The sequence below is a fragment of the Paenibacillus sp. YSY-4.3 genome, assembly GCF_054767475.1.
This window is the reverse complement of the sequence record NZ_BAABMC010000008.1, coordinates 30374-49886: the sequence shown is the minus strand read 5'-3', so window position 1 is coordinate 49886 and position 19513 is coordinate 30374. Positions and strand designations below refer to the sequence as shown.

Sequence of the window (19513 nt, the reverse complement as noted above, 5' to 3'; positions counted from 1 at the left end):
CTGCATCCTCTCAAATAAAAAATAAATAATACAAAAGCAAAAGACCGCCGGAAAGGTTCCGCGGTCTTATCGTTATACCGTGATCCCCATAAACAATCTTCAAGATAGCACAACACGGCTTCCCGCAGGAGTCAGCCGTGACAGTTCTGTCCCTTTCGGCAACAGCCCCAGCATGTCCGTCTATTGGAAGCAGGACGTCCACGCTTCGGCGATGCTGCCTTCCCATCCGGTTCATCGGCGGCTTCCATGCCTCCCCGGACGTACTGATCAACATCGCGACCTCTACCTCACCCGAAATGCCGATGAGGTTCTTATTAAATTGTCAGATTAAATGATTACTCAGTATATAACAGCGGCCTGCCAAGGACAATGATCAATTATTGACATCGGCATTATGCGACAAGCCAATTGATCAAACGGAGCAACTGGAATCAGGCAATTAGGCGTCCTTCGCGCTGTTCTGCCTATGCTGCGCCATTTGCTGCCAGATCGTGCCCGCAGCCTGCTCTCCGGATTCGATCCGCTCAAGCGCCATCCGCGCCTGAAGGCCAACCTCGAATTCCGGGTCATCCGAGGCAGCGCGGAGCGCGTCGCGCGCATCATCGGTGCCGACTTCGTAGAGGAAGCGGGCCGCCCGCCAGCGAACGAGCTTGCTCGAATCCTGCAGCGCGGCAATCATCGCCTGCGTCGCCGCCGGGTCGCCGATGTCGGACAGCGTATCGCCTGCCGTGCGGCGTACCGCGGCGGACTTATCGCGCAGCGCCTCATAGAGCAGGTCCATGGCCGGCTTGCCGATATCGCCAAGGTAGACGACGGCTAAGCGCCGCACCTGCATTTGCTTGTCGCTAAGCGCTTCGGCTAGCAATTGCAGCGCTTCGGCCTCCGGCTTCAGCGCCTCCAGGCCTGCGTAGCGAACGCGCCAGTCGTCGCTTTGCATCTGCTCGCGCACCTCGTCCAGGCTAAGTTCGCGGCGCTGCTCGATGAATTCACCCTCGCTGCTGCCGTGCTCGATCGCCTGCGCCACGAGCGCCTGCAGCCGCTCCGGCGGGTAGGCCGCTTCCAGCTCTTGCTCTACCTCGCGGGCGATATCCGCCAGTTCGCCGTAACGCACGCCGTAATCGGTCAGCTTGCGCTCTTTGATCAGCGTGGCGCTGGACACCTCGGTCACCGCCGCCACGAAGCGGTCGCTCAGGCCGATCCGCTCCTCCTGGTTTCCGGATTTCACGCGGATCTGCATCGGGATGCTGCGGAAGAACTGCACGAAGACCTGCGCTTCGCCATAGCCTTGCGCCGCCTCCGAATCGCTTTGCTCCCATGCGGAAGCAATACCCTCCTGGCCGAATTGGGTTTGGACCTCGGCCAAAATCGCCGACCAATCCGCATTGCCCTTCCGGTCGAGAGCGACGAAATCGGCGGTATGAAAGACGCTTTTCACACCGGGGATATGCAGCATTTTTGCAATCCAGGACGGAGCTGAGCGTTCATTGTCTAGCGTATATGTTTTGCGGATGCCCGGCTCCAGACTTTCGCTCAGATGGAGCTTCATCGTGTTCGGGCTCGGCGTTGGTTCGATAAATACAATTTTCATCATTTGTTCACACTCCTTTCAATTTATTGTACATCAAGGAAGAGGTTTACCCAAGCCTCGGAAACAAGCTACGGAAGAACGGCATACCCAGGACCAGTCAGGAATAAAAAGGAATCCGGGCGGCACAATACAAGTAGACGAATCGATTCAAAGGGGAGGCGTATCGTTATTATGTATCACCGCCAGGAACGGATACTTATCCTCGTCTGCTTCATCGTAGCGGTCATTATGCTGTATGCCACCATCAAGAGCGCTTTCCGGTATTTGGGCGCGCCAGCGGAGCCGGAACCCGGCCGCTGGATTATGACGAGAAGGGAGCCAAGCCAGACCCATGTTCTCTATGGACCCAGTCACATTGAGCCGGATTCTAACCGGCCTTACATTGTTTGTACATATTAATTTCGCCTCGATCGGGGTAGGCGTCCCGCTCATCATCGCTTTGGCCGAATGGAGGGGGATTACGCATAAAGACCCGCATTATTCTCTGCTCGCCCGGAGATGGGCCCGCGGATTCGTTATTTCCGTGGCAGTCGGTGTTGTTACGGGCACATCGATTGGCCTGCAGCTCAGCCTGCTATGGCCCAGCTTCATGCGGGTAGCCGGGCAGGCGATTGCGCTTCCGCTGTTTATGGAGACTTTTGCCTTCTTTGTCGAAGCGATATTTCTCGGCATATATTTGTATACATGGGAGCGGTTCAGACGGCCGATCCTGCATCTGCTGCTGTTGATTCCGGTCGTGCTTGGGGCATTCTCCTCGGCGTTTTTCATTACCACGGTCAATGCCTTCATGAATACGCCCCAGGGGTTCACACTGGAGAACGGCGTCTTCACGAATATTAACCCGCTAAGAGCGATGTTCAATCCGGCTACGCCGACCAAGGTATCGCATGTTCTGGCGTCCTCGCTGACGATGAGCTCCGGGCTGCTGGCGGGCATTGCTGCCTATAGCTTGCTCAAGGGGCGCAACCACCCTTATTTCAAAAAAGCGCTCAAGCTCACGGTGACATGCGCGTTCGTCTTTGCGGTATCCACGGCGGTCATCGGGGACTTCTCGGGTAAATTTCTCGCGAAGTACCAGCCGGAGAAGCTGGCGGCGGCGGAATGGCACTTTGAGACGATGGAGAGGGCTCCCCTCATTTACGGAGGGATTCTGGGTGAGAACGATGAGGTGAAATATGCGCTGCGGATTCCTTATGCGCTGAGCATACTAGCCGGCAGCACCCCGAGCACCAAAGTGATCGGCCTTAAGGAATACCCCAAAGACGAGTGGCCGCCGCTGCTCATTCACTACATGTTCGATATGAAGGTAACGCTCGGCATGCTGCTTGTGCTCATTCCGTTCCTGTTCCTGCTGCGCCGCTGGCTGCCGGGCCGCAATAAGGGCTATCCGAAATGGCTGCTGATCGGCATCCTTACGCTGGGGCCGTTCGCGATGGTGTCGATTGAGCTCGGCTGGATGTTCGCCGAAATCGGGCGGCAGCCGTGGATTGTTCGAGGCTACATGAGAGTTGCCGATGCGGCGACGACTTCACCGAATGTCGGCTCGATGCTCCTGTTGTTCATCATTTTGTATCTCGTCCTTTGCGTATCATGCGTTTACGTATTAGCCAAGCTTTTCCGCAATAAAGACGTGTTCTCGGAAATGAGAGAGCGGGGAATCGAGGAAGGGGGTCAGGGATGAGCTACGAAATCATCGGAATTACGGTGCTCTGGACGTTTCTATTCGGTTATTTGATCGTGGCATCGATCGATTTCGGAGCCGGCTTCTTCAGCTATTACAGCGTCATTACCGGGCAGAAGAACAGGGTGCACCATATCATTCAGCGCTATCTTTCCCCGGTCTGGGAAGTGACGAACGTATTCCTGATCTTCTTCGTCGTCGGCCTTGTCGGCTTCTTTCCGATATCGGCGTATTACTACGGCACAGCCCTGCTGGTACCGGGCAGTTTGGCCACGGTGCTGCTGGGGCTTCGCGGCGCTTATTATGCCTATAACACCTACGGGAGCAGCAAGGAAGATAACAAAGTTTATATGGCGATCTACGGGGCGACGGGATTGCTGATCCCAGCGGCGTTATCGACGGTGCTGGCGATATCGGAAGGCGGCATCATCCGGGAAGAGGGCGGCCATGTTATCCTCGACTGGGCGAGGTTCTTCGCTAGTACCTACACTTGGTCCGTCATTGTGCTGGCGCTCGTCTCCGTGCTGTACATTTCTGCCATGTTCTTGACCTATTACGCAAAGAAAGCAGGCGACCGCCTAGCGTTTGAAGTGCTGCGAGGATATGCGCTTATGTGGAGCGCGCCCACGATCATCGCTTCCGTGCTGGCTTTTTTTCAGATCAATCGGCATAATCCCGAGCATTTCCAAAATATGCTCAGCATTGCCTGGATGTTTATCGCATCGTTCCTGTGCTTTCTGCTCGCCATCTATTTCGTTTGGAAAAGAAACCGTCTAGGCTGGTCCTTTCTGCTCGTCATGCTGCAATTCGGCTTTGCCTGGTACGGATATGGGCGGTCCCATTTGCCGTATATCCTCTTTAAGCAGGTAAGCATTTACGAGGGCTTCACGAACGAAACGATGGCGGTGGCGCTAATCACGGCGTTCATTGCCGGCCTATTCATTCTGGTCCCTTCGCTTGTGCTGCTGATGCGCTTGTTTCTATTCGATGCCAAATACATTCGGGGAGGATCGCCGAAGAAGGGGTGAGCTAAGCCATGGAGCATTTCTTGATGATGGGGGCACCGCAGCTGGTTATTATCGCCGCGGTCGTGTTTTTATTCGTTTACGCCTACCGCTACAAAGACCCTACTGATTAATTTGATTAATCCTTTGCTTTTACGGGTGTATATGTTCTAGGTATAATAAAATAAGAAGCGCAAAGAACAAACTGGAGGGGAGATAGAAGGAGGGAATCCTCAAGCATGGCCAAGAAACGCTATACGAACATCGACAACGTCAACACCGACAAAACCTTAAAGCAGTTCAGACAGTGGCGGGAGGAGCGGCGCAGCAAGAAGAAAGATTATACCTACATCATTCCGAACTCTACGCCGCAGCTTGATTTTTTGCAGGCCAATACAACCGAGCTTACCGTGACCTGGATAGGCCACGCTACGTTCCTGATTCAATACAAAGGCCTGAATATCGTAACCGATCCCGTCTGGGCTGGGCGAATGGGATTTCAGCGCAGGCTTGGAACGCCGGGAATACCGATTGCCGACGTGCCGGAGCTTGATGTCATTCTCATTTCCCATTCCCATTATGATCATATGCATATACCTTCCATCCGCAGGCTGTATGGGGCAAACACCGAGCTAATCGTGCCGATCGGCCTAGGGCGCAAATTGCGGCGCAAAGGGTTTAAGCGCGTTCACGAGCTGAGCTGGTGGGAGCATCTGGAGATCGGCGACGCCAAAATTTCGTTTGTGCCGACCCAGCATTGGACGCGGCGGACGCCGTTCGATACGAACACGTCGCATTGGGGCGGATATGTCTTAGAACCGGCGAGAGTAGATGAAGGGCAGCAGGAGCATGTCGTTTATTTCGCTGGCGACAGCGGTTATTTTCGCGGCTTCGAGGAAATCGGCAAGCGCTACAAAATCGATGTGGCCTTAATGCCGATCGGAGCTTATGAGCCGGAGTGGTTCATGACCTCACAGCATACGACCCCGGAGGAAGCGCTGCAGGCGTTCCTCGATGTGAAGGCTAAGCTGATGATTCCGATGCATTATGGAACGTTTCGGCTTGCTGATGATACCGCGCGTGAGGCGCTCGATCGTTTGGATGCGGACCGGAAGCGACGGGGAATCGCAGAAGAGGCCATTAAGATCCTGCTTCACGGTGAGACGCTTCGTTATCCGGGTAGCGGCTAGCGGACTCCGGATAAGACCGCCGGGTAAGCAGAGGCTGCAAAAGACGCACGCGCCGTGCGTCTTTTTTTTGTGGGCAAATCGTTTTCGACTGGGGCGGGCCGCCATGATTTATGCTATAATGTTGACCAGTGTGTAATATTTATAAAGGATGGTAATGCCGAAATGATAAGTACTACTGGTGTAACGCTCCGCTATGGAAAACGAGCACTTTTTGAAGATGTGAATATAAAGTTTACGCCGGGGAACTGCTACGGCCTCATCGGCGCGAACGGGGCGGGTAAATCGACCTTCCTCAAAATCTTGTCCGGAGAGATCGAGGCGAACCAAGGCGAAGTGCATATGACTCCGAACGAGCGCCTTGCGGTGCTGAAGCAGAACCATTACGAATATGACGAGTACCCTGTGCTGGAGACGGTGATCATGGGGCATACCCGTCTGTATTCCATCATGAAGGAGAAGGATGCCCTGTATGCCAAGGCGGATTTCTCCGAAGAGGATGGCATGCGGGCTGGGGAGCTGGAAGGGGAGTTCGCGGAGCTGAACGGCTGGGATGCGGAGCCGGATGCGGCTGCGCTCTTGATCGGGCTCGGAATTCCACGCGATCTTCATGATAAGAAGATGGCTGAGCTGAGCGGCAACGAGAAGGTACGGGTATTGCTTGCCCAAGCTTTGTTCGGACGTCCGAACAACCTGCTGCTGGATGAGCCGACTAACCATTTGGATTTGGAATCGATCCAATGGCTTGAGAATTTCCTCATGGACTATGAGGGCACAGTTATCGTCGTATCCCACGACCGTCACTTCTTGAATAAGGTCTGTACGCATATCGCGGACATCGACTTCGGCAAAATTCAGCTCTATGTCGGCAACTATGATTTCTGGTATGAATCCAGTCAATTGGCGTTGGCGCTGCAGCGTGATGCGAACAAGAAGAAGGAAGAGAAAATCAAAGAGCTTCAAGCGTTTATTCAGCGTTTCTCCGCGAATGCTTCGAAATCGAAGCAGGCTACATCCCGGAAGAAGCAGCTGGACAAAATCACGCTCGACGATATCCGTCCTTCGAACCGGAAATATCCGTTCCTGCACTTTAAGTCTGAGCGCGAGGCAGGCAAGCAGCTTCTGAGCGTCGACGGCTTGACTAAGACGGTGGAAGGCGAGAAGGTATTCGACAACCTCAGCTTTGTCGTAAATAAAGGCGACAAAATCGCTTTTGTCGGGCCGAACGGTCTGGCGAAGACGACCTTCTTCCAAGTCGTCATGGGCGAACTGGAAGCGGACGCTGGAGAGTACAGCTGGGGCGTAACGACGTCACAGGCGTATTTCCCTAAGGATAACTCTAAATATTTCGACGGCGTCAACCTTAATCTGGTTGAATGGCTGCGTGAATATTCGAATGACCAGGATGAGACTTTCCTTCGCGGCTTTTTGGGCCGGATGCTGTTCTCCGGGGAAGAGGCGCTGAAGAAGGCGAGCGTGCTGTCCGGGGGCGAGAAGGTTCGTTGTATGCTGGCGAAAATGATGCTGAACGGCGCGAACGTGCTGGTATTTGACGAGCCGACGAACCACTTGGACTTGGAGTCCATTACGGCACTGAATAACGGCTTGATCGATTTCGACGGTACGATTCTGTTTACGTCTCATGACCATCAGTTCATCCAGACGATTGCCAACCGGATTATTGAAATTACGCCAAACGGCATCATAGACCGCGTTATGACCTACGACGAATACTTGGAGAGCGAAGAAATTCAAAATCTGCGCAAGCAAATGTATCCTGAAGAAAAATAATTGCAAAACTGCGCTAAATGCAGAAGGGGTTGTCCCAGAAGTCATCATAGATGACTGAGGGGCGCCCCTTTCTTTTAGAAAGCTATCCGAGTCTGTGGAACCAATTTCTGTGGAACTGTTAGACATAAGCAGTCCGACACTAAATGGAATTCATGTATCTAAAACGAATGGTTTAATGGATTAGATGGATTTTATGCACCTAAAATCAAGAATCCCGCCCATGATGGACAATTCCCTTTTTCTAAAGACATAAAATCCATTTAAATCTACTTTTCTTTCTTTACCGCGGAAACTAACTACTATAATTCCATTTAGAACGTGAAATCCGCGATTCACGCTCGGCATAAGGGGGAGGTGCAGAGCGTATTTGGTCGCATCAAGGGCAACTGGTCGTTTCGCAAATGAGAATGTAATTTTTTAAGGAAACTACATGCAATGCATTCGAATAGGTTTGCTATCAGCTTAAGACAGCCGCCGTTGATGCCAAAAACCAAGGAGCTAAGCGAGAACAAGCCGCTTAGCTCCTTGGTTTTTTACGATTTCTATCCTATTTTGCTGATGAGGGTGCTCCAAGGTTTACTTTTGGGACACCCTCTATTGCGTCTTGGAGCTGCTCCTCCTATGACCCGCCTGTACGGCGCCGTTGGTTATTCGGCTTTTTATTGTTCTGGCTTTTCATTGCTTTGGTCTCGGTTCCCATGAACCCTTGTTTGTTACCTCCGGCTTGCTGCTGTTTTTTCTGCTGCAGCTTCTGGCGCATCGCTTCGGCTAAGTCGATTTTCCGCGGTTCATTGCTTTCTGTCATGTCGATCATCTCCTATAGGGAAAGGGGTTTCTCTTATTCTATACGTTTTTAAATTATTGGACAACGGGAATAATGAATAACGCTTGCTTTAGCCCGGGGCAACACTGTTTCTCTAGACTCACACGAAGTTCATTTGCTACGATGATATAACCAAATTTTATTTACCAAATAGAGAAGGAGCTGGAGGTGCAGATTTGGACATTTATGAAGAGATACGCAAAGGAGAGCGGGGGGCCTGGATCAGTATTTCCGCTTACCTGGTTCTGTCTGCATTCAAACTAATTTGCGGGTATCTCTTTGCATCGAGTGCCCTTTTGGCAGATGGCTTCAACAACGTAACCGATATCGTGGCTTCGCTTGCGGTTCTGATCGGACTTCGCATATCGCAGAAACCGCCCGATTCCGATCACGCCTACGGGCATATGCGGGCGGAGACGATTGCAGCTTTAGTGGCCTCTTTTATTATGGCGATGGTGGGGATTCAAGTCATTTATGGTTCGATTCGTTCGCTTGTGACAGGAACAGAAACTGAGCCGGATATTCGCTCGGCGGGGGTTGCGTTGATCAGTGCAGCAGCGATGTGGCTCGTCTATGCCTATAATCGCAGACTGGCGAAGCAGATCAACAATCAGGCGCTAATGGCAGCGGCCAAGGATAATTTGTCCGATGCATTGGTGAGTATCGGCGCAGCTATCGGAATTATCGGCGCGCAATTTGGGCTTCCATGGCTGGACACCGTAGCGGCATTTGCTGTCGGGCTGTTAATTTGCAAGACTGCCTGGGATATTTTCAGGGATTCGACGCATCGGTTGACCGATGGCTTCGACGAAAGCGAGCTTGGAGATTTGCGGAGCTCCATTTCAAGAATTCAAGGTGTAGAGGGAATACGGGATGTAAAAGCGCGCGTCCATGGCAATCATGTGCTGGTTGATGTCGTCATTGAAGTAGATCCGCTGCTTACGGTGATTGAGAGCCACGAAATCAGTGATCGCGTCGAGGAGCAGATGCGGCGTATCCGCAACGTCATGCATGTTCACGTCCATGTTGAACCGAAGGCCGGAACGTAGGAAGAACCGTTAGAGTATGCAGGCTCTAACGGTTTTTTGCACTTAAGATAAATAGGATATCAGACCTAATTTCTGAATGCTTGCTGGGTATTTTGTAGCTGAATCATATACATAACACGAAAATCGACTTATTTAGACATTTGCCGACAAAGGATATAATGGTTAGAAGTTTAAAAGAAAGGAGGAATTGACAGAATACCCCATATTTCCAACAACATCTAGGAGGTTTTTCATCAATGAAACGGAGTGTGGCTATTTTATTATCCAGTGCCATAGCATTATCCATTTATTCTTCCATGCCGGCGTTGACCTCGGCAGCGGCTTCATCTCAGAGCGCCGTGCAGACTACGGGCCAGATTGTGGCTGGCGTCAATATGCGGGACAAGCCGTCCACGTCAGGAAAGGTTATCGGTCTCTTGAAGAAGGGGACGGCGGTTCAAGTCCTAGAAGAAAGCAACAGCTATTTCTATAAGGTGAAGGATGCCGGAGGGAATGTCGGATATGTGAGCTCGGCGCCAAAGTACATCACCGTTAATGGTAAGGCCTCTGCACCGGGGTCATCGGAGACGAAGCAAAGCGGCCGCGTCATCTATGGGGTGAATCTGCGCAAAGCGCCGTCCACGTCCGGGCAAATCATTACGATGCTGAAAAAAGGCACCAACGTTACTATTTTGGAACAAACCAACAATTCATTTTATAAAGTGAAGAGCGAGAATGGCCTGACCGGTTATGTCAGCTCATCGAGCAAATATATAGAGCTCACCAAAGGTGGGGCTTCCCAAGGGAACGGCGGTGCATCTGCTCCTGCTCCTCAACCGTCCGTCCCGGCGAACATCAAAGAGCAGGTAGATAAGGTAATCAAAACAGGGAAGAAGTATTTGGGGACTCCTTACGAGTACGGATCCAACCGGAACACGACGGCTACTTTCGACTGTTCCGATTTTATAAAACATATTTATAAGGAAGCCCTTGGCATTACGCTTCCGTCTGATTCCCGAAAGCAAGGAGCGTGGGTCAAGGAGAACAGCAAGCCAGTCTATCGGATTAGCGATCTGAAAGCCGGAGACTTGGTCTTTTTCATGAGCTATAAAGGCTCGTCCGCTTCCGCCTACGCGGGGGTCAACAGGGATAAGGAACGGATTACGCATGTTGCCATGTATATCGGCAACGGCCAACTGCTGCAAACCTATTCCGTCAAATCGGGCGGCGTCCGGATTGATAAATTCGACGGCTCGTGGGAACACCGTTTTCTATACGGGGGCAGCGTGCTTCAATAGTTTAGCCCCAAACTAAAAATCGCTCCGCAGAACCTGGGAAATCCCTGGCTCTGCGGAGCGATTCGTGCATTAAGGCATGCTCCTATGTTATATATTAGCTATAGTCCGGCACATAGTTTGGAACGTAGATCCAGGCTTTGCCGAGCCAAGTATATATTTCTACCCAATCATCGATGATATGTCCCGTCGGGTGCACTGATTGCGGGGCAAGGGCGTTTATCGCATCGCCGTTCGGAGCGTTATAGAAATTCGTAATGCTAAGCAATTCAATCGGATTCGGAGCGATCACCGTGTCCTCAGCTTGAATGAGTGGTTCGTCGAGAACGGGGACGGCCGGATCGGCTTCAGCTGCTGAGGCTCCGGTAGCCAGGGCGGTGGAGATAATTACGGAAGCGGTAATAGCTGCAAATTTTTTCAATTGAAACTCCTCCTTGAATATATTTGGTTGTATTCTTGTCGTACTTATGTAATAAACAATCAAGCAACTTCAGAATCATGCTAAATGACAGTTTTTAATTTAAAGGAGAGATTTGGTGTGAAAAAAAGACGGTCATGGGGGCTGCGGGTGTTCATGCTTCTGCTAGTATTATCTTTGCTCGCGGCTGCCGCACTCTGGTACGTCCGCCCGGAACACAGCCTCGATATGAATTACTCAGAATTACGCTGGAAGGACAAGCTGACAAGGATGATCGAAACCCGCAAGCCGGAGGTTGAGCTCTCGGAGGAGGAGTTCAACGATCTGGCCAAGCAAAATTTGGTCCGCGCGCTGCAGAGTCACGGTGAGCTTCCGGTTAAGATTACGGGCACGCAGTTCGAGCTTGCGGGCGACCGGCTTACGGTCCATTTGAACGGCGCTTGGGGAGCGGTGAAGTTCGGAGCTGCGGCCCGGTATGTCATGGAATATTTTCAAGACCGGTTAATTTTGACCCCGGAAGCGGTCAAGGTCAGGAGCTTATCCTTTCCGCCGCAAATCTTCGGACTTGAGCAGGTGGAGGTCGATCCCGGCCCTTATGTCCCCGATCCGGTTGCCATACAGAATATCGTCTTCCAAGACCGGCAAATTACGATCAAGCTTTCGCTGGACTGGCTTGAAATCGCAAGGTACTTATCCTCCTATTAAAATGAAAAAAGGCGGCTGCTTCGTCATGAAGCGCCGCCTTTTTTTAGTATGAGATTGCCGTACTCATGATGGCTTATCTATTTAAAGTGAACGGCTGCGTCCAGTGAAGAGAGAAATCACGAACAAGACGAGGAAAATGAAGAAAAGCACTTTAGCGATTGAAGCAGCTGCCGCTACAATGTTAAAGAATCCGAAAATTCCTGCAATAATCGCTACCATCAGAAAAATAACTGACCATTTCAACATGATAATCACCTTTCCTTCATAGTAAAATAGTGTAGTATGAAGCTTAAAGCGACAAAGGCTGGATGTGTAAAATGTCCTATGCGGAAGTGATCCCAAATTTGGCATCCCGTCGCTTGTAGTTGTCATTAACCGGGTGAAATCTGGATGAAACAGGAGGCATATTTTCGAGAATCGTCGTTAAGACAGACGTTGTTTCGCCCCGAAAGGTCAAGGGTAACTAAGGAGTATCGACAGAAGTCAGGACAGGAAAGAGAGGGAATGGTATGATTTGGCAGATCAGCGTTGCACTCATTGCCGTAGCATTTGCGGTACTAGTTATTTTTCTGGTAAAAACTTTGCAGGCTGCGGAAAAATCCCTAGATAAAACGACCCAGACACTGCAGGAAATTCAGAAGACGGTGGATGAGCTCAGCTATGAAGTCAAGCAGGTCGTTAGACAGGCTAACAGCATTACCGAGGATGTCGAGCATAAGATGAAGCAGCTCGATCCCGTGTTAGAATCCGTAAAGAACGTTGGAGATGTATTGAACGAGGTGACGCTCGCCGCCAAGCAGGTATCTTCTTCGCTGGTCGGCAGGGTGAAGAAAACCACACATAAAGCAAAAAGCGCAGCTGGAGCGGAGCATGGCGTACCCGAAGAGCAGCCGATTGACCGTTCAATGCATACTTATAGCTCGGCCTATGATAGTCCGGCAAATTCTAAGTCGGATCCCGGCTGGATGAAATGGGTGGACATCGCTTCTGGCGTTTGGCAAAAATACCGCACGTGAACATAGGATCGGATCGGCAAGTTTCCAAGAAGAGGTGAGAACGATGCTGAACATGATGTTATTGCTGCTCGGGCTCCTTACAGCTTCTCCAGACCATATTCCGGCAACCGTGGACAGCGCTCCACAACTTTCAGTGAAACTTGCCCAGGTGCAGCAATCCAATCCTAAGCCGATAACGGAATTTGAGTCGATGGGCGAGGTAAGCTTATACGATGATCGCGAAAGCGTCGTCCGCAAGAAAGGCGAACCGCTGTCGATCAATAAAGACGTTTATTCCGGCTATACTGAATATCATTACAAGGACATTACTGTCGGATTAAGTGAGGATTTGGTTTATTATGTCCATATGCATATGGACGAAAGTACGGGAGCCTGGGCTGGAGTAATCCAATTGAACGGACAATGGCTCCCTCTGCAAAAGCAGGAAATCACGCAGGCTCTCGGAGAGCCTGACTTCAAAGCTGAAGACGGAGATGTATATATCCGTGATTTAGCAGCGATCAAGATATACCGTCATCCTACGACAAAAGCTATCGTAGGCGTTGACCTGTTCGATACGATCGCATTTTAATTATTTTTAAATGAAATATGAAATATGCTGTTTCAACCGATATTGAAAAGGGTAATAACAGCCCATGGCGACAGAGAAGGATAGGATTTCATTATAGACAAAGGAGAGTGTTGACGATGAGTATGACGGACAAGAAGTCTTATGCCAAGGTGGTTCAGAATGGAGTTCATGCGGTAGAAGCCGTAAATGAACTGCGCTCGGCCGGATACACAAAGGACAATATCTTTGTGCTCGCCCATGAGCAGGACCGTACGGAACGAATTGCAGACACATCCGATGCGAATGAAATCGGCATTAAGGAGGAGGGCATCTTCGATGCCATCGCCAACCTATTCCGTTCGCGCGGCGACGAACTCCGCGCCAAGATAGAATCCCTGGGATTCACGAAGTCAGAGGCTGCCTTTTATGAGAAGGAACTGGATTTGGGAAAAGTGTTAGTTATAGCAAGGTATACGGCTTGATGAAGAGGAACTTTCGCCCTGAAGCTATAGGATCAAAACATGGATAAGGAATGGGGAAATTGCTCTCCCCCATTCCTTATCTATGTTTTTTTACACAGAATAAGAAGTTTAGGGCCTATTTTTCGTTGTGAGGAGAATTCAGGTGAAAATACTAATCGTGGATGACAATCCGACTAACATAATTATCATTCGGGAGATTTTGAAAAAAGAGAATTACAGAAATACGGTGGCGGCTTCTTCTGCTGCGGAGATGTTCCAGCAGTTGGGGATCGAAGAGCCAAGTGGCGAAAGGATGCCGGGATCCACAGACATCGATTTGATATTGCTGGATATGATGATGCCGGAAATGGATGGCATTACGGCCTGCCGCGTCATTCAGAAGTATGAGGGATTAAAGGATATTCCCATCATTATGGTTACCGCGGTCGGGGACTCCAAAAAACTGGCCGAAGCTCTTGATGCCGGGGCGGTCGACTATGTGACGAAGCCGATCAATAAGGTGGAACTTATGGCGCGAATTCGTCTGGCGCTCAGGCTGAAGCAGGAGAAGGATTGGCATAAGGAAAGGGATCAGCGAATTCAGGAGGAACTGAAGTTGGCCGCGCTGGTGCAGCATGCCGTTCTCAGCGCCGCCATCGACGATCCGCAGTTCGAAATCGATGCCATGTACAAGCCGTCCTTCGAGCTGGCCGGAGACTTGTATTCCTGGTATCCGCTCGGCGAGGGACGGTACGGCGTAATACTGCTGGATATGATGGGCCACGGGATATCTTCGTCGTTGTTCTGCATGTTCATCGCTTCGGTGCTCAAAGATACGGTCAGCACTTACGTCGAACCCGAGAAGGTCGTGCAGGAGCTGAACCGGCGTTTTAATCAGCTTCATATCGAAAATCAGCTCGTGCAGTATTATTTTACGGCCATTTACCTTGTCGTCGACACGAAGCATAAGAAGATAGATTACGTCAACGCCGGGCATCCTCCAGCGCTCTTCTTTCAGAAGGAGGGAGAGGTGGTCAGACTGGAGACGGTATGTCCGCCTGTGGGATTGTTCGATAAGATGGAGACTGAGACCCATACGATTACATATGAAGGGGAAGGTCACATCGTCCTGTATACCGATGGTTTAATGGAAGTGACGGAGGGAACGCAGGAGGAGCAGATCGAATTCCTGGAGCGAGCCTTGAACGGAAGGCGCAAGTTGGACAAGGATCAGATGCAGCGATTGTTTTTTGATGAGGGGCATCCGCAGGAGCGGGAAGACGATAAGTGCCTGGTCTGGATAACGCTCAAAGAAGGGGACGTTGGCGAATGAAAATCAGGAGCAAGTTAATTGTCGGCTTCAGCTCACTTCTGATCATTATGCTGGTATTGACTTTCGCCAGCTATGATCGGCTGCATTTTATGAATGCGCAGCTGGAGCACATGTATTCGGACGGTTATATGAAAGTAAGGGCTTCTACGGGAATGCGCGGCGATGTGAACGATATGGCCCGGGTCCTTACGAATATGCTTCAGTTGAAAAACCCCGATTATATTGTGCAAGAGAGCGGCAAGCTCGAGAAGAAACGAGAGTCGGCTCGGCAGAACATGCAGCTGCTCCGTGACAGCCTGACGAATGGGGACGAACGCCAACTCATCAAGAAGATCGAAGAGGCAAACCTGGACTTCGAAAGCTATCAAGCTCGCATTGTAACGCTGCTGAGTAATGAGCAGTACGATCGGGCCAATGAGTACCGCATTTCGTCGGGACAGGATATCCAGGATCGTTTGCTGAATACACTGAATGATCTTAAGGATTACCTTGATGTTCAAATTGAGACCGAAATCAAGGAGGCCAATGAAGCGTATAAGAGCTCGATCCAGGTCACGGTCGCTACGATGGCATTTGGCCTGCTCTTGGGGCTTGCCATCGTATTGTGGGTGCTCCCAAGCATAACCAAGGGACTGAACATCGTCAATGCTATGATCAACCACTTCGGCAAGGAGCAGTGGGAAGAGATCAGAAACATATCGTTCCAGTCCAGGGACGAGATCGGCAGCGTAGCTCATGTGTTCCAGGAGCTGAGCGAGGATCTGCGGGAGAAGCAGGAGCTTGAGAGGAAGTTCGTGCAGCAGCAAAAGGATATGAACTGGATTAACTCAAACCTGGCGCGAATTACCGAGCTGCTTCACGGCATCAACTCGTTAGAGCAGATATCGCAGATGTTCATCAATGAGTTTACCCCGGTCCTTGGCGGCACAGTCGGCGCCGTTTATATCCGGAAGGAAACTGAAAATCCGGACGAGCTGTATTTGGCAGGAACCTATGCCAAGGAAGGGGAGTTGAACACTCCGGCCATGTTTAAAATTGGCGAAGGCCTCATCGGCCAGGCAGCCCTGGATCATAAGCCGATATCCCTTAGCGAAACTCCAGCCGATTACTTATCCGTCCGCTCGGCATTGGGTGAAGCTAAGCCTGCCCATGTGCTTATTTATCCAATATTGTTCGAAGACGAACTTCTGGGCGTCGTCGAGCTGGCTTGCCTGGATCAATTTACGTCTCTAGAGGAGCAGCTGCTTGCGGAGCTGACGGTGAATTTGGGCATCGTATTGAATAACGTCAACCGCAGGCTGCGTGTCGAAGAATTGCTGCGCGAATCTCAGGCCCTGACCGAGGAATTGCAGGTGCAATCGGAAGAGCTTCAGACGCAGCAGGAGGAGCTTCGCCGCTCCAATGAAAGCATGGAGAAACAAACCGCGGCATTGAAACGCTCCGAGGAACTGCTGCAGCGGCAGCAGGAGGAGCTGGAGCATTACAATACGGAGCTGATCGCCAAGACCCGCGCCCTCGAGGAGCAGGTGCAGGAAGTCAAGGAGAAGAACGAGGAAATCGAGAAAACGAAGGAAGAACTGGAGCGTCATGCCTCCCAGCTTGCCGTTACGAGCAAGTACAAATCGGAGTTTCTGGCGAATATGTCTCATGAGCTGCGGACTCCCCTGAACAGCCTGCTCATTCTATCGCAACTGCTCGCGGAGAATAAGGCTAATAATTTGACGCCGAAGCAGGTTGAATATGCACAGACGATTCATATATCCGGAACGGATCTGCTGAAGATGATCGATGAGATCCTCGATTTATCGAAGGTGGATGCAGGAAAGATGGAAGTGAATCAGGAGTCGGTCAGCATCGAGGAACTGGAGCGGTTCGTTGAACATAATTTCCGGCCAGTCGCGGAGAGCAAGGGCATCCAGCTGCGGCTTGAAGTAAGCCCAGAAGTGCCTGAACGGATCATGACCGATGGTCATCGGGTGAAGCAAATTTTGCGGAATCTGCTCTCGAATGCGTTTAAATTTACGAGTAAGGGCGAGGTTGCGTTTCTGGTCAAAACGGCTTCCCCGGAAGAGCTGCCTAGCTACCTGGAGAACAGCCGCGAATATTTGGAGCTGACCGTTAGGGATACCGGTATCGGCGTGCCAAAGGATAAGACGGAATTGATCTTTGAGGCCTTCCAGCAAGTGGACGGGACGACGAGCCGCAAGTACGGCGGAACCGGTCTAGGCCTATCAATCAGCCGGGGATTGTCCGCGCTGCTTGGCGGCGGAATCGGCCTTGAGACCAAAGAAGGGGAAGGAAGCAGCTTCACGCTGTATCTGCCAAAGGAACCGGGCTCCAAGTTATTTGGGGCTGCCAGGGAGGCAGCTGCGACTGCCGTTATCGGAGCTCCGGCGCTAAGTCAGGAGGCGACCTTCGCACTGGCTGCGCCAATCGAAGAGCAGGCTGCTGTGGCCAATCCAATTGAGGATGACCGGGAAATTATTGCAGACGAGGACAAAGTGCTGCTCATTATTGAGGATGATGTGGTATTTGCCAAAATTCTGCTGGAAATGTCACGAAATCACGGGTTCAAAGGACTCGTTGCCGTTCAGGGAGACGAGGGGCTGCGTCTTGTTCATAAATATTTGCCGGATGCGATCATTTTGGATATTCAACTGCCTGTCATGGATGGCTGGTCGATTTTGAACGAGCTGAAGGGCGATGCCAAGACAAGGCATATTCCGGTACATGTCATTTCCGTCGTTGATGACGTGAAGCAGGGCCTGATGATGGGGGCAATCGCCTATTTGCGCAAACCTTCCTCAAGGGATCATCTCGAACGGGCCTTCACTTATATAGAGTCATATACGGAGAAAAGCCTGAAGCATCTGCTGATCGTAGAAGACGATGAAATTCAGCAGAAATCAATCATCGAATTGATCGGCCATGATGACGTGGCGATCACGGCCGTATCCACGGGAGCCGACGCGCTATCTGAGCTGCGGACAAAGCATTACGACTGCATGGTGCTCGATCTGATGTTGACGGACATGACCGGCTTTGAATTGCTGGATCAAATTCGCGACGACGAGAATTTGAACGATCTGCCGATCATTATTTATACCGGCAAGGATTTGGATAAGAAGGAAGAGACCAGACTGCGTAAATATGCTGAGTCGATCATTATCAAGGACGTTAAATCGCCGGAGCGGTTACTGGACGAGACGACCCTGTTCCTGCATCGCGTGGAGGCGGATCTACCGGAGGACAAACGGAAAATACTGCAGAAACTGCACAATAAGGAAGAATTGTTCGAGGGCAAAAAGATTCTGCTTGTAGATGATGACGTCCGCAACGTGTTTGCGTTATCCAGTGTACTCGAAGGCTACCGGATGAACGTCGTGTATGCCGAGAACGGCAGGGAGGCGCTTGAGATTTTGGAGGAGCAAAGCGATTTCGATCTTATTCTGATGGATATGATGATGCCGGAAATGGACGGCTATGAAGCGATGCGCCGTATTCGGGAGAAGCAGGAATTCGCGAAGCTGCCGATCATTGCCTTGACCGCCAAGGCGATGAAAGAGGATCGCTCGAAATGCATCGAGGCCGGAGCCTCCGATTATGTGAAGAAGCCAATCCAAACGGATCAATTACTTTCATTAATGCGCGTATGGTTGTATTCGTAAGCGGAATAACGGGGTAATAATATTTTACGAAGGCTGTTCAGGCAGCAAGCTGTAATTTATGAGAAAGTGGAGTTGAATTCATGTCATCCAGTGATTTTATAGACTTCGAAGACGATATTCTTTATGATGCTAGCCAAAACGAACGTGAGAATATCGAGATTGAGCTGCTGCTGGAGGGAGTCCATCGTCTTTACGGTTATGATTTCCGAAATTATGCCATTCCCTCTCTGCGCAGAAGGATCTGGCACCATGTGCACTCCGAGCAGCTGCAGACGATTTCCGGGCTGCAGGAGAAAATTTTTCATGACCGGGAGTGCTTTGAGCGTTTTGTGTACAACCTGTCGATTCCCGTGACGGAAATGTTCCGTGATCCGAATCTGTTTCGGGTATTTAGGGAGAAGGTCATCCCCCTGCTGCGAACTTACCCTTATATTCGCATTTGGCATGCGGGCTGCTCCACGGGAGAAGAAGTGTATTCGATGGCCATACTGCTTCATGAGGAAGGCCTCTACGATAAAGCCCGCATATATGCTACCGATATGAACGACAGATCGCTGCAAATTGCCAAAGAGGGGATCGTTGGGATCCAGAAGATGAAGCAGTATACGAAAAATTATTTGGAGGCGGGCGGCACGCGCTCGTTCTCCGAATACTATACGGCGAAGTATAACTCGGTTATTTTTCAGCCGTTTCTGCGGAAAAACATTATTTTTGCCGAACATAACCTGGCGACAGACCGCTCCTTTAATGAGTTCAATGTGGTATTTTGCCGTAACGTGATGATATATTTTGACGAAAAACTGCGAAACCGCGTTCATGCCCTGTTTCACGAGAGTTTGAGCCATTTTGGCGTATTGGTGCTAGGGGCTAAGGAATCGATTCATTTTACAGACTTCACGGACTGCTACGAGGCGTTGGATCGTGAAGAGAAAATATATCGGAAGATCAAGTGATCTGGGAGGATT

General features: G+C 50.8%; 19 protein-coding genes and 1 riboswitch. Of the genes, 15 read left to right on the top strand and 4 right to left on the bottom strand.

The features are described from left to right. Positions 1 to 97: 97 nt before the first annotated feature. A riboswitch (Lysine riboswitch) is annotated at positions 98 to 293 on the bottom strand. A gap of 146 nt (positions 294 to 439) precedes the next feature. Beyond that, positions 440 to 1588: a virulence factor gene (locus ACYUJT_RS21015; protein ID WP_460326210.1), complete on the bottom strand. Its 1149-nt coding sequence runs from the start codon at positions 1586 to 1588 to the stop codon at positions 440 to 442. Positions 1589 to 1759: 171 nt separating this feature from the next. On the opposite strand from ACYUJT_RS21015, the gene ACYUJT_RS21010 reads away from it, so the two are divergent. The 6 genes from ACYUJT_RS21010 to ACYUJT_RS20985 all read left to right on the top strand — a co-directional run bounded on the left by ACYUJT_RS21010 (position 1760) and on the right by ACYUJT_RS20985 (position 7251). Then, positions 1760 to 1987 carry a hypothetical protein gene (locus tag ACYUJT_RS21010; protein WP_460325938.1) on the top strand — a complete coding sequence of 76 codons (228 nt, stop codon included), beginning with the start codon at positions 1760 to 1762 and terminating at the stop codon, positions 1985 to 1987. Beyond that, a complete protein-coding gene (locus ACYUJT_RS21005) occupies positions 1920 to 3269 on the top strand; it encodes a cytochrome ubiquinol oxidase subunit I (protein WP_460325936.1) in 1350 nt (449 codons plus the stop codon). The genes ACYUJT_RS21010 and ACYUJT_RS21005 overlap by 68 nt, the downstream gene beginning before the upstream one ends. Next, complete coding sequence (locus tag ACYUJT_RS21000; RefSeq protein WP_460325934.1) at positions 3266 to 4297, top strand: cytochrome d ubiquinol oxidase subunit II; 1032 nt, start codon at positions 3266 to 3268, stop codon at positions 4295 to 4297. Before ACYUJT_RS21005 ends, ACYUJT_RS21000 begins: the two co-directional genes overlap by 4 nt. 8 nt (positions 4298 to 4305) lie before the next feature. Beyond that, positions 4306 to 4407: a cytochrome bd oxidase small subunit CydS gene (gene cydS / locus ACYUJT_RS20995; RefSeq protein ID WP_460325932.1), complete on the top strand. Its 102-nt coding sequence runs from the start codon at positions 4306 to 4308 to the stop codon at positions 4405 to 4407. A gap of 105 nt (positions 4408 to 4512) precedes the next feature. Continuing rightward, positions 4513 to 5463, top strand: coding sequence for an MBL fold metallo-hydrolase (locus ACYUJT_RS20990; protein ID WP_460325930.1), 951 nt, complete (start codon positions 4513 to 4515; stop codon positions 5461 to 5463). A 162-nt stretch (positions 5464 to 5625) separates the two neighbouring features. After that, positions 5626 to 7251 carry an ABC-F family ATP-binding cassette domain-containing protein gene (locus ACYUJT_RS20985; RefSeq protein WP_460325928.1) on the top strand — a complete coding sequence of 542 codons (1626 nt, stop codon included), beginning with the start codon at positions 5626 to 5628 and terminating at the stop codon, positions 7249 to 7251. Between the two features lie 619 nt (positions 7252 to 7870). Here ACYUJT_RS20985 and ACYUJT_RS20980 read toward each other — a convergent pair. Next, positions 7871 to 8056, bottom strand: a complete 186-nt coding sequence (locus ACYUJT_RS20980) for a hypothetical protein (RefSeq protein WP_019637580.1) — start codon at positions 8054 to 8056, stop codon at positions 7871 to 7873. A gap of 194 nt (positions 8057 to 8250) precedes the next feature. Between ACYUJT_RS20980 and ACYUJT_RS20975 the strand changes: the two genes are divergently transcribed. Then, a complete protein-coding gene (locus ACYUJT_RS20975) occupies positions 8251 to 9123 on the top strand; it encodes a cation diffusion facilitator family transporter (protein WP_460325925.1) in 873 nt (290 codons plus the stop codon). 236 nt (positions 9124 to 9359) lie between these two features. Then, positions 9360 to 10400 (top strand): C40 family peptidase, encoded by a 1041-nt coding sequence (locus tag ACYUJT_RS20970; protein WP_460325923.1) that lies wholly within the window; start codon positions 9360 to 9362, stop codon positions 10398 to 10400. Between the two features lie 94 nt (positions 10401 to 10494). On the opposite strand, the gene ACYUJT_RS20965 is transcribed toward ACYUJT_RS20970, so the two are convergent. Continuing rightward, complete coding sequence (locus tag ACYUJT_RS20965) at positions 10495 to 10818, bottom strand: hypothetical protein (protein WP_460325921.1); 324 nt, start codon at positions 10816 to 10818, stop codon at positions 10495 to 10497. 117 nt (positions 10819 to 10935) lie between these two features. Here ACYUJT_RS20965 and ACYUJT_RS20960 point away from each other — a divergent pair, with 117 nt between their 5' ends. Continuing rightward, positions 10936 to 11520: a hypothetical protein gene (locus ACYUJT_RS20960; RefSeq protein WP_460325919.1), complete on the top strand. Its 585-nt coding sequence runs from the start codon at positions 10936 to 10938 to the stop codon at positions 11518 to 11520. Between the two features lie 81 nt (positions 11521 to 11601). On the opposite strand, the gene ACYUJT_RS20955 is transcribed toward ACYUJT_RS20960, so the two are convergent. Beyond that, positions 11602 to 11766 carry a DUF1328 domain-containing protein gene (locus ACYUJT_RS20955; protein WP_110931360.1) on the bottom strand — a complete coding sequence of 55 codons (165 nt, stop codon included), beginning with the start codon at positions 11764 to 11766 and terminating at the stop codon, positions 11602 to 11604. A 263-nt stretch (positions 11767 to 12029) separates the two neighbouring features. Here ACYUJT_RS20955 and ACYUJT_RS20950 point away from each other — a divergent pair, with 263 nt between their 5' ends. From ACYUJT_RS20950 to ACYUJT_RS20925, 6 genes are all read left to right on the top strand, one after another. Then, positions 12030 to 12536, top strand: coding sequence for a DUF948 domain-containing protein (locus tag ACYUJT_RS20950; protein WP_460325917.1), 507 nt, complete (start codon positions 12030 to 12032; stop codon positions 12534 to 12536). 43 nt (positions 12537 to 12579) lie between these two features. Next, the gene (locus ACYUJT_RS20945; protein ID WP_460325915.1) at positions 12580 to 13107 is read left to right on the top strand and encodes a hypothetical protein; all 528 of its coding nucleotides are present in this window, start codon (positions 12580 to 12582) and stop codon (positions 13105 to 13107) included. 116 nt (positions 13108 to 13223) lie between these two features. Further along, positions 13224 to 13568, top strand: coding sequence for a YflT domain-containing protein (locus tag ACYUJT_RS20940; protein ID WP_460325912.1), 345 nt, complete (start codon positions 13224 to 13226; stop codon positions 13566 to 13568). Positions 13569 to 13710: 142 nt separating this feature from the next. Continuing rightward, positions 13711 to 14880 carry a PP2C family protein-serine/threonine phosphatase gene (locus ACYUJT_RS20935; RefSeq protein WP_460325910.1) on the top strand — a complete coding sequence of 390 codons (1170 nt, stop codon included), beginning with the start codon at positions 13711 to 13713 and terminating at the stop codon, positions 14878 to 14880. Then, complete coding sequence (locus ACYUJT_RS20930) at positions 14877 to 18548, top strand: response regulator (protein WP_460325908.1); 3672 nt, start codon at positions 14877 to 14879, stop codon at positions 18546 to 18548. Before ACYUJT_RS20935 ends, ACYUJT_RS20930 begins: the two co-directional genes overlap by 4 nt. An 80-nt stretch (positions 18549 to 18628) precedes the next feature. After that, on the top strand, positions 18629 to 19501 hold the full coding sequence (locus ACYUJT_RS20925) for a CheR family methyltransferase (protein ID WP_460325906.1): 873 nt from the start codon (positions 18629 to 18631) through the stop codon (positions 19499 to 19501). Positions 19502 to 19513: the final 12 nt, after the last annotated feature.

What these genes read in the sequence shown, in the direction of transcription:
- ACYUJT_RS21015 (WP_460326210.1), bottom strand. Translation starts at nt 1,588, where the DNA reads ATGAAAATTGTATTTATCGAACCAACGCCGAGCCCGAACACGATGAAG.
- ACYUJT_RS21010 (WP_460325938.1), top strand. Translation starts at nt 1,760, where the DNA reads ATGTATCACCGCCAGGAACGGATACTTATCCTCGTCTGCTTCATCGTA.
- ACYUJT_RS21005 (WP_460325936.1), top strand. Translation starts at nt 1,920, where the DNA reads ATGTTCTCTATGGACCCAGTCACATTGAGCCGGATTCTAACCGGCCTT.
- ACYUJT_RS21000 (WP_460325934.1), top strand. Translation starts at nt 3,266, where the DNA reads ATGAGCTACGAAATCATCGGAATTACGGTGCTCTGGACGTTTCTATTC.
- cydS (WP_460325932.1), top strand. Translation starts at nt 4,306, where the DNA reads ATGGAGCATTTCTTGATGATGGGGGCACCGCAGCTGGTTATTATCGCC.
- ACYUJT_RS20990 (WP_460325930.1), top strand. Translation starts at nt 4,513, where the DNA reads ATGGCCAAGAAACGCTATACGAACATCGACAACGTCAACACCGACAAA.
- ACYUJT_RS20985 (WP_460325928.1), top strand. Translation starts at nt 5,626, where the DNA reads ATGATAAGTACTACTGGTGTAACGCTCCGCTATGGAAAACGAGCACTT.
- ACYUJT_RS20980 (WP_019637580.1), bottom strand. Translation starts at nt 8,056, where the DNA reads ATGACAGAAAGCAATGAACCGCGGAAAATCGACTTAGCCGAAGCGATG.
- ACYUJT_RS20970 (WP_460325923.1), top strand. Translation starts at nt 9,360, where the DNA reads ATGAAACGGAGTGTGGCTATTTTATTATCCAGTGCCATAGCATTATCC.
- ACYUJT_RS20955 (WP_110931360.1), bottom strand. Translation starts at nt 11,766, where the DNA reads ATGTTGAAATGGTCAGTTATTTTTCTGATGGTAGCGATTATTGCAGGA.
- ACYUJT_RS20950 (WP_460325917.1), top strand. Translation starts at nt 12,030, where the DNA reads ATGATTTGGCAGATCAGCGTTGCACTCATTGCCGTAGCATTTGCGGTA.
- ACYUJT_RS20945 (WP_460325915.1), top strand. Translation starts at nt 12,580, where the DNA reads ATGCTGAACATGATGTTATTGCTGCTCGGGCTCCTTACAGCTTCTCCA.
- ACYUJT_RS20940 (WP_460325912.1), top strand. Translation starts at nt 13,224, where the DNA reads ATGAGTATGACGGACAAGAAGTCTTATGCCAAGGTGGTTCAGAATGGA.
- ACYUJT_RS20930 (WP_460325908.1), top strand. Translation starts at nt 14,877, where the DNA reads ATGAAAATCAGGAGCAAGTTAATTGTCGGCTTCAGCTCACTTCTGATC.
- ACYUJT_RS20925 (WP_460325906.1), top strand. Translation starts at nt 18,629, where the DNA reads ATGTCATCCAGTGATTTTATAGACTTCGAAGACGATATTCTTTATGAT.